Below are 11,017 nucleotides of genomic sequence, written 5' to 3'. Positions count from 1 at the left end.
TATTTCCTTGCCATTCCTGCATCACCTTCCGGACTAGATCCTATGGGATCCGGGTCCGAGATCTTCGTAGCACCTCAAGATCCATGCCACGGAATGGGTCGTCCGAATAGCGGATGGGCTACCGGAGTTCATTCCGCCCAGGTGGGTGGACCCCGACCAAATACCCCGACGAAGTCCGGGTCATGTCTTCGCGGCCTGAACCGTGTGCCGCTGCAGCACCCCGTCAAGCGTTGCAGCGAGGCGCACCGCCGTGTCGATCTCGGCGCGCCGGTTGGAGATGCTCTCGACGTTCAGGCCGAACGGGGCGCCGAGCCGCCTGCAGTACGTGATCAGGTCGGTCGCGCTCTCGACCGCCTTCTCGTACGACTCGAGCAGCGGGTCGTCCGAGTACTGCAGGTCGTTGTGGATCCAGCGCGGCACGTCGACGCCGAGCCACTGCAGGAACTTCAGGGTCTTCATCGATCCGACGACGGTGAAGGTGAAGACGATCGGGACCGGCTGGACGCCGCGGGCAGTGCATTCGAACCAGTAGTCCGAGACGAGGTTCTTCGCGGCCTCGACGTCGTAGATGATCTGGGTGACGAAGAACGAGCAGCCGGCGTCCTGCTTGGCGTGCATGCGCAGGTGCTCGTCGCCGCGGCGGGTGTGCCGCTCCGGGATCGCGACGCCGCCGAGCAGGAGGTTCGGCGCGGTCTCGGCCCGCAGCTCCTGGGCCCGGCCCAGCGGCGTGGCCACCGGCTTGTCGTGGGAGGAGGCGCCCACGAAGACCGAGAGCACCCGCTCGGGGTCCTGCTCGCCCAGCCACCGACCCAGCGTGTCCTCGGGGTACTTCCCGGTCACCCGGTACAGCACGGTCGGGGTGGTCCACGCCGCCAAGTGGTTCTGCAGGTAGTCGGCAGGGTCCATCGTCGGGAGGAACGGAAACGGCCGCTCCTGCTCCGTCCGGTCGCTCTCGTTGTCGAGGTCGTAGAGCACGAGACCGTCGAGGTCCAGCGGGCGCAGCCGGTCCATCGTGACGTCGGCGATCTGCTGCGCGTCCGCCTCCGAGGTGGCCAGCCGGGGCGGGGTCAAAGCGAAGAGCAGGAACTCCCCGCTCCGCTCGACGATCTTCTTTTGCAACGTCGTCCGTGGCACTGCCTTCTCCTCCTGGTGGGCCCGCCCTCGAGGCCGCGGAGCAGCGCGCGCCGGCGGCGCACGCACCGACGGCAGGTCTTCGGACTCGCGGGCGCGCACACCGCGTGCACCTACTGGCCGTCGCTTCCCGGGCGTCGATGCCCAGTGCTCGTGACGGCGGTCGTTCCCACTCACCGCTGCGGGGCAGCCCCGGATTCACACCGGGTTCCCTCTTGCCTCGGACGCGTCGAACACCCGCGCCCGAACCGTCGGCGCTCCGAGACTAGTGGTTCGAGGCAGCCCGCGCCCTTGACGGGGGTGCGGCAGTACGTTCCCTGCGTGCAGGACGTTCAACCGCCCGACGACCTGCGCCTCGTGGACGTTTCGGCCGTCCTGGAGCACGTCCAGGCTGATCTCGGCACGCGGTTGGACGAGGTGCGCTGCAAGCGCCGCACCGTGAGCGGCCGGACCGATCGCGGCACCTGGCTGCGGATCGAGTGCCGTACCGACCAGCGGGTCGAGGTCCACGGGTCGGGCGGCATCGAGGCTGCCGCGGCGCTGGCGGGGGTCCGGATGCCCGCGTGGATCCGCGCCCTCTCATGGCGTGACCCGGCGCACGGGGTGTGGTGGCGGGCCGACGAGACCGCGCTGGTCGTCGAGCCGACGGTCGCGACCACGGCGACACCGACCTTCGACCCGGGGCTGGACGCCGAGTGGTGGCGGTCGTTGCGGCAATCGCTGTCGGCGCTCGCGACGCATCCAGCACCTCGGTTCGCCAAGCTGGGGGCGGGGACCACGGCGCAGGAGCACCTGGTCGAGCTGGTGCGTAGGTCCGCTCAGCTGCTCGACGTCGTCGCGCCGGACTGCCATGTCGCCGAGTGGACGGCCGCCCACGCGGATCTGACGTGGGCGAACGTCACCGCGCCGCGGTGCTGGATCCTCGACTGGGAGGACTGGGGGCTCGCCCCGCGCGGGTTCGACGCCGCCACGATGCTGCTGAACTCGCTGGGCGTCCCGCCGCTGGCCGACCAGGTGCGCCGCAGCTTCGCGGCGGACCTGGTCTCGCGGTCGGCGCAGGTCGCTGTGCTGGCGTTGGCCGCGGACGTGCTGGCGTTCCCCGACGCCGCGGGCCCGCTGCTGGCGCCGACGCGCCGGGAGGCGCTGCGCGCCGTGGCCGCACTGGCCCGCTGACGGCCCTCGGGATCAACCATCTGCGTGGTCGCGGCTGACGGCGACCTCGCGGACCGCGTCGGCGACAGCCCGGAAGTCCTTGCGCAGGATCTTGCTGTGGTTGCTGGCGACGGTTGTGCTCAGCTGGATGTTCGGGTTGCGGGCGAACACCCCGTCGAGGTTGGTGCGGATCTTCTCGATCAGCTCCTCCTGCGCGCCGAGGTTGCCACCGGAGGCCAGGACGTACCGAACCGGCTCGGAGAGGCGGTCGAGGAGCGGCTCCAGCAGCGCCGGCGCCATGAGCTCGTTGATCTCGATGTTGATCTCGGCGTGCTGGGCCGCCGACATCCGCGCGGCCAGTCCGAGCGGGCGGGCGATCGGGAACAGCGGGCTCAGCCGGCGGAACAGCTTGCGGATCTGCTCGCGGGCGGCGTCGTCGAGCCAGTCGTGCGGCATCGCGCCGTCGACGGACACGACGCCCTGCGCGCGGCCCGGGTTCCGGTCGGCCCAGTGCACCGCGATCATCGCGCCATACGACCAGCCGACCAGGATCGGCCGGTCGACGCCCCTCGCTTCGAGCACGGCGTCGAGGTCGCGCATGCACGCCTCGAAGGTGTAGTCGGCTGAACGCTTCGACCTGCCGCGGGCACGCTCGTCGTAGCTGATGTGCCGGAAGTCGCCGCCCAGCTCGGCGATGACCCGGCGCCAGTGCGACTGGTCGGCGTAGGAGCCGTTGAGGTAGACGACCGGTTGGCCGGCGCCGCCGGTGTCGGTCACGGCCAGCGCGGTGTCGTCGACGGAAACCATGCCGGACCAGGCGGGTTGCGCGTTGTTCATGGTTGGTGATCTCCAAGGTCGGTAGCACTTCAGCGTGATGGCGCCACTATGGCACCAAAGTGGCGCATCAGCAACTGAGATTGGCACCACGTTGCACGTGGTCGTGGGTCGCCTACTCGTGGCTGGCCAACGTCGCCAAAGCCGACGAGGGGCTGATCCGGCTAGGCATGTTCATCGCGATGATCGCGGTGTTCGTCGGCGCGATCACCCTCCCCGAGGCGTTCGACGACCTGCCGGGCGGGCTGTCCGGGGCGGTGGTCTTCGCCGTCGCCTACTTCGCCGTGCGGCTGGTGCACCTGGCGATGTACTGGGTCTGCAGCCGCGAGGACCCGCAGCTGCGCGGGCAGATCGTGCGGGTCGTGCCGTCGGCGGTGCTGGGGACGGCGCTGCTGCTCGGCATTCCGCTCGCGGCGCTCTACGGCGGTGCGGTGCTGTACGTGCTCGCGCACGTCGGCTTCACCCGGTACGTGCTGCGCACCGCCAACCCCGTCCGGCTGGTCGTCGGGGTGGCGCTCCTGCTTGCGATACCGCTGGTCTCCGGGCTGCCGGCGATCGTTTCGCTGGGCATCCTCGCCGCCGTCCTCGTTGCGCTGGTGGGCTACGAGGTGCACCACTACCGCGTAGGTGCGGTACCGGATCCGGTACGGGCTGACCTAGCCGAGGCGCTCCGCGATCCACTCGCGCACGGCGGGCCAGATCGCCGGGTTGGCGGGATCGACGGTGTCGAAGTGGCGGGCCCCGGCGTACTCGACGTACTCGACCTGACCGCCCTGCGCCGTGATCGCCTCGGCGAACGCGCGGCTGTAGCTCGCGGGCACCGCCTCGTCCGCGTCGCCGTGCACGGCCAGTACCGGAACGTCGCCCGCCCGCATGTGCGCAGGTGACGTGCCGGCCATCCGCTCGGCGTCCTCGCGGGCATGCGCCCCGACCAGCAGCGGGACGATGCCGTCGGCCACCGCCGCGGCGACCGCGGGCCACGCGTCCGGACGGGCGGGCGGTGGCGCGCCCCAGATCGGCTCGGCATCCATGTCCTGCAGACTGATACCGAACTTCTCGTCGTCGGCGGCGACCAGGTCGAGCACCCCCGACAGCGACACCACCCCGACCGGACGAGCCACCGGGTCGGCGCCGACGGCACCGGCCGGCAGCCCCGCGCGCAGCCCGGCCCACGCCGCGAGGTGGCCGCCCGCCGAGTGGCCGACGATCACGATCCGCTCGGGGTCGACCGCTGGATCGATGCCGGCCATCGTGTCGACCGCGGCGGCGATGTCGAGGAACGTGCCCGGCCAGCCGCCGCCGTCCTCGCCGATGCGGCGGTAGTCGACGTTGTAGACCGCGATCCCGAGCGAGAGCAGGTCGACGACCACCGCCAGGATCTGGCGACGGTCCCACATGGCGGTCCAGAACCCGCCGTGGACGAGCACCACACCGGGGAACGGGCCCTCGCCTTCCGGCAGGTAGAGCTCGCCGACCTGCGAGGGGTGCGGCCCGTAGGGCACGGTCCGCACGGCGCGGGGCCCGTCCTCGGCGTCGTCGTAGCGCGTGCCGCGGCGGGCCTCGACGAGAGCGTCGATCGTCCCGAAGAACGCGGCGATCTCGGGCAGGTTGGCGCCCTTGGCCGACGACTCGTCGTAGGCGGCGTCGTCGGTCCACTCGACGGAGTCGAGCCAGGTGTGCTGGTCGAGGCGGATCAGCTTGGCGGCGACGAAGCCGCGGCGGTCGGCGCGGAAGGCCTCGACCATGGCGTGCCGCGCCGCCAGCATGTCGTGGACGCGGTCGTCCGCGACGGTGAACGTGGTGAGTTCGATGACGGACACTGCTGCGCTCCTGTTGCTTTGACGGTTCAGCTCTTGCTGAGTGCCTGCGCGACCTGCCCCACCAGCACGGCGAAGGGCATGTCGAGTGCTCCGTAGACCTCTCCGGCCAGCGGGTCGGCGTTGTCCGCGAGGATCTCGACGATCGCGCTGGCGTAGTCGATCGGGATGACGCCCGCCTGCTGCATCCGCAGGAGACCGGCCTCTCGCTTGGTCGCCGAGAAGGTGCCGGCGGCGTCGACCGCGGCGTACGCGGCGAAGCCGTCGGCGGTGGCGCTGATCGCCGGGAAGGCCAGGCAGACCTCGGTCGAGATGCCGGTGACGATGAGCTTCGTGCGTCCGGTGGCCCGGACCGCCTCGACGACCCGCGGGTCGTCCCACGCATTGACCGTGAAGCGGTCGATGACGGCCAGGTCGGCTGGCAGCACCGCAGCCAGCTCCGGGACGATCGGACCCCACATGCTGTCGGCTGCCGTCGTCGTGACGATGATCGGCAGGCCCAGCACCTGCGCGGCCTTGGTCAGCGCCACGACGTTGTGCTTCAGCTCGGCGAGCGCGATGTCGCGGACGCCGGTGTAGAGGCCGACCTGGTGGTCGACCAGCAGGAGCGCCGCGTTGTCGCGCGTCAGGCGCTCGCTGAACTTGGTGGTGCTCACGTCGTCCTCCATGACCGTCGGCCGATGCCATCGACTTTAGTCACCGATCAGGACGGTCATCAACTATTACTATCTTCTGACGGCGGAACGTGACGAACGCCATGGGTGTGTGGGCTCAGAGCTCTTCGGTGGCGAGTGCGTCGTGCGACTTGGCGGCCCGCTGGTGCTCGACGACGGTGCGGAAGTCGCCGAGGAACCGCGTATAGGCCTCCTGGCCGAGCGAACGCCGGTGCCGCTCGGCGATCTCGGCCATGATCGCGTCGGCGGCCTTCATCTGCGCCCGCCCGCGTTCGGTCGGCACCACGAGCTTCGCCCGCCGGTCGTCGGGGTCGGGCCGGCGCTCGACGTAACCCAGCGCCTCCAGCTCGTCGAGGTACTTGCCGATCACCTGTTTGTGCTGGCCGGATAGGCGGGCGAGCTCGGTGGCCCGGATGCCGTCGACGTGCAGGTAGGCGAGGACGGATCCGTGGCGCGGCGCGATGTCGGCGAAACCCTCCCGGCCGAGGCGCCGGAAGAGCTCGCCCTGCACGGAGAAGAGCAGCCTGCCGGCGAGGACGCCGAGGTCGGTCGCGGCGTCCCTGCGCTCCCCGTTCACCGTTTCCTCCCTGCGTACTGGTGGAGCACCCTACAAGGTCGAACCGGACGGAGCGGCATGAAGCGCGGCTGAATCGGCCGTGCAAGCCGGCGTGGGCACCGTCGCGGTATGGGATTGGGACTGCTGGACGGCAAGGTCGCGCTGATCACCGGTGGGGCGCGCGGGCAGGGGAGAGCGCATGCGGTGACCTGCGCCCGCGAGGGCGCCGACGTGATCATCGTCGACATCACGAAGCCCGTCGCCGAGGTCGAGTACCCGCTCGCGACGGCCGAGGACCACACCGAGACAGTGCGCCAGGTCGAGGCGCTGGGGCGGCGGATCGTGGCCGTCGACGCGGATGTGCGGGACCAGTCGGCGATCGACGCCGCTGTCAGCCGCGGGATCGACGAGCTCGGCAAGATCGACATCCTGATCGCCAACGCGGGGATCTGGACGCACAACCCGTTCTGGGAGATCACCGAGCAGCAGTGGGACGAGATGGTCGGCATCAACCTCACCGGGGTGTGGAAGTCGGCGAAGGCGGTGGCGCCGCACATGATCGAGCGCGGGTCGGGCTCGATCGTGATCACGTCCTCGGCGAACGGGATCGAGCCGGGACCGAACAACGCGCACTACGTCGCGGCCAAGCACGGTGTGCTCGGGCTGATGAAGAACATCGCGCTCGAGCTGGGCCCGCACGGGGTGCGCTGCAACGCGATCAGCCCGGGTGCGACCCGCACCCCGATGACCGACTTCCAGGCCGCCCGCGACATCTTCGCAGGTCACGAGGGCGGCACCGAGGCGGAGCTGATGGAAGCCGGGTACCGCTACGGCATCCTGCGCAACACGACCTGGCTGGATCCGCAGGCCATCGCGGACACCGCGCTCTACCTGAACTCGCACCTCGCCGCGAACGTCACCGGCGTGACGATCCCGGTGGAATCCGGCCACCTTCTCATCGCGGGGGTGAACGACAACCCCGTGCGGGAGTGACGGAGGGACCTACTTCGGGCCGGGCTTGCCGAGCGGGAAGCACGGCGGGCCCGGCGCGTCGTAGAGCAGCACCTTGACGACGGGGCCCGCCTTGCCTGTCGACTTGGGTTCGAACGCGGTCAGGCCGAGCACGTGCCCGTCGGGCATCGCCGACGGGTGGATGCGGACGCTGCCCTCGTCACCGCCGACCGGCCATTCCAGCAGGTCGGACGGGGCGCGCGCGCCGACTGTGGTGTCCTCGCAGTCGGCCCGGGCGGCCCGGACGACGGCGGGCACGCCGGCCTCGTTGAGCGCGCTGGTGGCGGCGTCGAGGTCGCGGAGCTCCTTCAACGTGAACGTGATCGAGCCGTCGGGTTCGGTGGTCATGGCGTAGGCGGCGCCGGTGCCGAGCAGTCCCGGCAGGGCGATCGCGCCGGCCGCGAGCACGGCGACCGCGCTGACCGAGGCGGCGACCGGGATAGTTCGGCGGCGGGGCGCGGGGCGGTGGTTGTGCAGCTCGACGAGGAGCCGGTCCTCAAACGTCGACATCGGATGGTCCTTTGCTGGTACGGAGGCGGGTGTGGGCACGATGGCGGCGGATCCGCACGACGCCCGTCGTGACGCCGAGCGCCTGCGCGGCCTCGGCGGTGGTCAGCCCGGCGCGGTCGACGAGCTCGACGACCTCACGTTCCCGGGCGCTGAGCCGGTCGAGGTCGCCGAGCAGGCGCTGCGCGCGCCGTTCGGCGTCGATCCGTTCTTCGAGCCGGTGGATGTCGGACGTGTCGAGCAGTCGCCGTCCGGAGATGCGGGCGACGGCACGCCGCTCGGTGGCCCGGGTGCGGAAGTGGCGCAGCAGCACGTGCCGGGCGACGCCGAGCAGCCACGCGACCGGCCGGCCGCGGCGCGGGTCGAACCGGTGGGCCGTGTCGATGGCGGTGACGAACGTGTCGGCGGTCAGGTCGGCGACGTCGTGCGGATCGGGGCAGCGCCGGGCCAGATAGCTGATCACGTCGTCGACGTGGGCGCGGTAGAGCTGGTCGAGCGCGTGCCGGTCGGAGCCGATGCGGGCGACCGCAGTGTCCGGGAAGGCGGGGTCGAGGACGGCCGGGTCGGGAGGGGAGCGGTCCCACCCTGCGCGGGGCATGGCTCTCTCGGTGGTCATGCCCCTCCTTGCCGCGGGAGGAGGTCGACGTTACGTCCTGTTGTGGTGCTGGGCTTGCATTCGGTACCCGGGTACGGGCTTAACGTTGCTGTGTCGGTGCGGTCGAGGTGGAGGTGGGCGATGGATGTCGAGGTTGGAGCCCGTGGAGCGGGTTGGGTGCCGGGGGACGCGTGCACGTTGCCGACCGCCGAGCGGCCGCTGCGGCAGGCCGAGTTCAGCGACCTGTTCCGGTCGGTGCGAGAGGTCGATTGGGTGGGTGCGACGCGGCTGCGGCTGGTGCTCGACGAGACCGGCGGCATCGAGGGGTGGGCGCGGGACCTGACGGCGCGGGAGAGCGAGTGCTGCTCGTTCTTCGACTTCGACGTCTCCTCCGACGGCGGCCGGGTCGTCGTGGACGTTCGGGTGCCCGAGAGCCGGGTGGACGTGCTCGACGGGCTCGCGGCGCAGGTCGGCTGAAGGAGCCGATGCATCAAGGCTGTCTATCGGTTTCCGCCGGACTTGGCATTGGACGCATGTTCCGCCGCGGTGCACCGTTGGGGCATGGCTGTTGCTGAGGATCTCGACCGCGCCACCGACTCGAAGTGGGACTGGGTGGCCGAGCACGTCCGCAAGTACCTGGCCTCGGGCGGGACCGAGGGGCACGAGTCGGATGGCATGTACACGCTCGTGCTCGTCACGACCGGACGCCGGACCGGCGAGCCGCGCCGCAACGGGCTGATCTACGGCACCTCCGGTGACGACTTCGTCGTCGTCGCCTCCAAGGGCGGCGAGGACGACCACCCGGCGTGGTTCAAGAACCTCGAGGCGAACCCGAACGTCGGGGTGCAGGTCGGCACCCGCCGGTTCGACGCCCGCGCCCGGGTGGCGTCGCCGGCCGAGCGCGAGTCCCTCTGGCCGCAGATGGTGGGCATCTTCCCGCTCTACGCCGAGTACGCGCAGAAGACCGACCGCGAGATCCCGATCGTTCTCCTCTCCCCGCAGGATTGACCCGCCACCCTCACTGGATGATCACGTCCTCGGCGCGTCGGCGCGGGCTGCGCAGCGGGTCGGTCGTGGGGTGGCCGATGCGGAAGGTGAAGACGGCGTGCCCTCGCGGCACCAGCTCCGCCATGGCGGCGGTGAACTCCGGGGGCAGGCCGGCCGCGTGCTCGCGGTCGACCCGTTCCTCGATCTGGTTCATCGGCTGCATCGCCAGCCCCTTGGTGGTCGCGAGCAGGTGCAGCCGCTGCCAGGCGCGGCCTGCCGCCACGCGCTGCAGCGGGTCGAGCGGGTCGGCCACGACGAGCGCGCCGATCGCGGCAGCGGTCGGGAGCTGGACGTCCTTCGTCGACCGGAACCAGTAGTCGTTGTAGACGTCGTGGGAGCCGGGCAGGATCTTGGCGACCGAGCGGATCGCCGCCGACCGGCCCGCGGTGTCGACGGCGGTGCCGTCCTTGCGGGCCTGCAGCTCGTCCCAGTCGTTGCGGTACCAGGCGTAGTCGTCGCGCGCCTGCTCCGGGTCGTCGATGATCGCCCGGGTGGCCCGGACCGTGAGCTCTGCGAACCGGGCCGGGTCGAGCCAGTCGAGCCGGACGGGGCCGTCGGCGGCGGCGACGAGCTCGTCGAGCGTCGCCGGCTCGACCGGACGCTCCGCGTAGGCGGCCCGGTCGGTGTGCCGGTGCGGGATCGCCTCGAACAGGGCCGAGGTGCGTGGGGTCGACCGCCCGAGGTGGACGGTCCAGCCCTCGACGCGGGGCGCGCGGCCGCGGTGTTCGGCGGCCAGCACGAGGTTCTCCAGCGCGCAACCGAGCGAGATGTGCAGCTCGCGGCGCAACGGGTCGAGCGTCCCGATGTTGCGCGCGGCGTCGGGGACGACGTCGATCCGGTCGGGTGCGAGGCGGAACAGCCAGGGCTGCGTGTTGTGCGCGCTGGGGGCGAGCACCGCGGCCCGGACCAGGTGCATGACGTCGTCGCCGGGCGGGTTCCATTCGTCCCACGCCGTGAATGCGCCACCCGTCCCCGCCGCGAACACGCCCTGGTCGACCGCACGCCAGGTCACCGCGCCCGTCCCGGCCACGGTGAGCGCGCCCAGCGCGGTGAGGAACCGCCTGCGGCCGATCATGTGAACTGCCGCCGTCCGTGCTCAGTGAGGTAGGGCTCGAGCGCGACCATGATCAAGTCGCGGCCGCGGGCGACCTGATCGGGGTCGTCCGGGTCGCCGGTGAGGTCGAGGAACGGCAGCCAGCTCTCGGAGATCAGCCAGACCGCGACCGCGAGGTCGTTGATCGTGCGCGGCGGCCGCGGCGGCACGACCACGCCCTGCTCGACCAGCTGCTCGGCGAACGCCTGCACCTCGGCGAGCCGGCGCCGGTAGACCTCGGTGTACCGGTCGCGCAGCTCGGGATCGGCCCGCAGCAGGACGAGCAGCTCGCGTTGGAAGAAGCGGTGTTCCCAGGCGAGATCCGCGGCGACCGTCAGGTTCTCGCCCAGCGTGGCGAGGTTCCGGTCGGCGTCGCCCTGCGGGCGCCACCGGTCGTCCAGCGCGGCGGCGTACCGGCCGAACAGCTCCCGGATGATCGCCTGCTTGTCGGTGAAGTGGTAGTAGAGGTTGCCCGGGCTGATGCCCGCGCCGGCCGCGATGTGGTTCGTGCTGACCGCCGCGGTGCCCTGCTCGTTGAACAGCGCCCGCGCCGCGTCGAGGACCCGGCCACGGGTCTGGGCGGACCGTTTAGAGCTCATG

Annotated in this window: 13 protein-coding genes, 1 pseudogene and 1 riboswitch; of the genes and pseudogenes, 5 read left to right on the top strand and 9 right to left on the bottom strand. The window is 71.2% G+C overall.

Annotated elements, in window-relative coordinates:
* Positions 1-180: 180 nt before the first annotated feature.
* Entirely contained in the window at positions 181-1,134 is a 954-nt protein-coding gene (locus tag LL648_RS37890) for a methylenetetrahydrofolate reductase (RefSeq protein ID WP_232667733.1), read from the bottom strand.
* 53 nt (positions 1,135-1,187) lie between these two features.
* A riboswitch (cobalamin riboswitch) is annotated at positions 1,188-1,399 on the bottom strand.
* 53 nt (positions 1,400-1,452) lie between these two features.
* Between LL648_RS37890 and LL648_RS37885 the strand changes: the two genes are divergently transcribed.
* Positions 1,453-2,304, top strand: coding sequence for a hypothetical protein (locus tag LL648_RS37885; RefSeq protein ID WP_232667732.1), 852 nt, complete (start codon positions 1,453-1,455; stop codon positions 2,302-2,304).
* A 12-nt stretch (positions 2,305-2,316) separates the two neighbouring features.
* Here LL648_RS37885 and LL648_RS37880 read toward each other — a convergent pair whose 3' ends face one another.
* On the bottom strand, positions 2,317-3,120 hold the full coding sequence (locus LL648_RS37880) for an alpha/beta fold hydrolase (RefSeq protein WP_232667731.1): 804 nt from the start codon (positions 3,118-3,120) through the stop codon (positions 2,317-2,319).
* 59 nt (positions 3,121-3,179) lie between these two features.
* Between LL648_RS37880 and LL648_RS37875 the strand changes: the two are divergent.
* A pseudogene (locus LL648_RS37875) lies at positions 3,180-3,503 on the top strand (low temperature requirement protein A); the annotation flags it as partial.
* Positions 3,504-3,773: 270 nt separating this feature from the next.
* Here the strand turns inward: LL648_RS37875 and LL648_RS45575 are convergent.
* The 3 genes from LL648_RS45575 to LL648_RS37860 all read right to left on the bottom strand — a co-directional run bounded on the left by LL648_RS45575 (position 3,774) and on the right by LL648_RS37860 (position 6,185).
* On the bottom strand, positions 3,774-4,937 hold the full coding sequence (locus LL648_RS45575; RefSeq protein ID WP_232667730.1) for an alpha/beta hydrolase family protein: 1,164 nt from the start codon (positions 4,935-4,937) through the stop codon (positions 3,774-3,776).
* Between the two features lie 26 nt (positions 4,938-4,963).
* Positions 4,964-5,590 (bottom strand): isochorismatase family protein, encoded by a 627-nt coding sequence (locus tag LL648_RS37865; RefSeq protein WP_232667728.1) that lies wholly within the window; start codon positions 5,588-5,590, stop codon positions 4,964-4,966.
* A 115-nt stretch (positions 5,591-5,705) separates the two neighbouring features.
* Positions 5,706-6,185, bottom strand: coding sequence for a MarR family winged helix-turn-helix transcriptional regulator (locus tag LL648_RS37860; RefSeq protein WP_232667727.1), 480 nt, complete (start codon positions 6,183-6,185; stop codon positions 5,706-5,708).
* Between the two features lie 108 nt (positions 6,186-6,293).
* Between LL648_RS37860 and LL648_RS37855 the strand changes: the two genes are divergently transcribed.
* Entirely contained in the window at positions 6,294-7,157 is an 864-nt protein-coding gene (locus LL648_RS37855) for a mycofactocin-coupled SDR family oxidoreductase (protein ID WP_232667726.1), read from the top strand.
* A gap of 9 nt (positions 7,158-7,166) precedes the next feature.
* On the opposite strand, the gene LL648_RS37850 is transcribed toward LL648_RS37855, so the two are convergent.
* Positions 7,167-7,685 (bottom strand): hypothetical protein, encoded by a 519-nt coding sequence (locus LL648_RS37850; RefSeq protein WP_232667725.1) that lies wholly within the window; start codon positions 7,683-7,685, stop codon positions 7,167-7,169.
* Positions 7,672-8,298, bottom strand: coding sequence for an RNA polymerase sigma factor (locus LL648_RS37845; protein WP_232667723.1), 627 nt, complete (start codon positions 8,296-8,298; stop codon positions 7,672-7,674). Before LL648_RS37845 ends, LL648_RS37850 begins: the two co-directional genes overlap by 14 nt.
* Positions 8,299-8,418: 120 nt before the next feature.
* On the opposite strand from LL648_RS37845, the gene LL648_RS37840 reads away from it, so the two are divergent.
* Together LL648_RS37840 and LL648_RS37835 are read left to right on the top strand one after the other, a co-directional pair.
* Entirely contained in the window at positions 8,419-8,754 is a 336-nt protein-coding gene (locus tag LL648_RS37840; RefSeq protein ID WP_232667722.1) for a hypothetical protein, read from the top strand.
* Positions 8,755-8,838: 84 nt separating this feature from the next.
* Positions 8,839-9,285: a nitroreductase family deazaflavin-dependent oxidoreductase gene (locus tag LL648_RS37835; RefSeq protein WP_232667720.1), complete on the top strand. Its 447-nt coding sequence runs from the start codon at positions 8,839-8,841 to the stop codon at positions 9,283-9,285.
* A 10-nt stretch (positions 9,286-9,295) separates the two neighbouring features.
* On the opposite strand, the gene LL648_RS37830 is transcribed toward LL648_RS37835, so the two are convergent.
* The gene (locus tag LL648_RS37830; RefSeq protein ID WP_232667719.1) at positions 9,296-10,399 is read right to left on the bottom strand and encodes a hypothetical protein; all 1,104 of its coding nucleotides are present in this window, start codon (positions 10,397-10,399) and stop codon (positions 9,296-9,298) included.
* A complete protein-coding gene (locus LL648_RS37825; RefSeq protein ID WP_232667717.1) occupies positions 10,396-11,016 on the bottom strand; it encodes a TetR/AcrR family transcriptional regulator in 621 nt (206 codons plus the stop codon). Before LL648_RS37825 ends, LL648_RS37830 begins: the two co-directional genes overlap by 4 nt.
* Position 11,017: the final 1 nt, after the last annotated feature.

Origin of the sequence: Pseudonocardia sp. TRM90224 (assembly GCF_021245725.1) — a bacterium.
Taxonomy (GTDB): Bacteria; Actinomycetota; Actinomycetes; order Mycobacteriales; family Pseudonocardiaceae; genus Pseudonocardia.
Note: the sequence above shows the minus strand (reverse complement) of the source record. Positions and strands in the feature narration are given on the sequence as shown.

Excerpts from the sequence above, each read along its gene's own strand:
- LL648_RS37880 (WP_232667731.1), bottom strand. The coding sequence starts at position 3,120 with ATGAACAACGCGCAACCCGCCTGGTCCGGCATGGTTTCCGTCGACGAC.
- LL648_RS37855 (WP_232667726.1), top strand. The coding sequence starts at position 6,294 with ATGGGATTGGGACTGCTGGACGGCAAGGTCGCGCTGATCACCGGTGGG.
- LL648_RS37850 (WP_232667725.1), bottom strand. The coding sequence starts at position 7,685 with ATGTCGACGTTTGAGGACCGGCTCCTCGTCGAGCTGCACAACCACCGC.
- LL648_RS37845 (WP_232667723.1), bottom strand. The coding sequence starts at position 8,298 with ATGACCACCGAGAGAGCCATGCCCCGCGCAGGGTGGGACCGCTCCCCT.
- LL648_RS37840 (WP_232667722.1), top strand. The coding sequence starts at position 8,419 with ATGGATGTCGAGGTTGGAGCCCGTGGAGCGGGTTGGGTGCCGGGGGAC.
- LL648_RS37835 (WP_232667720.1), top strand. The coding sequence starts at position 8,839 with ATGGCTGTTGCTGAGGATCTCGACCGCGCCACCGACTCGAAGTGGGAC.
- LL648_RS37830 (WP_232667719.1), bottom strand. The coding sequence starts at position 10,399 with ATGATCGGCCGCAGGCGGTTCCTCACCGCGCTGGGCGCGCTCACCGTG.
- LL648_RS37825 (WP_232667717.1), bottom strand. The coding sequence starts at position 11,016 with ATGAGCTCTAAACGGTCCGCCCAGACCCGTGGCCGGGTCCTCGACGCG.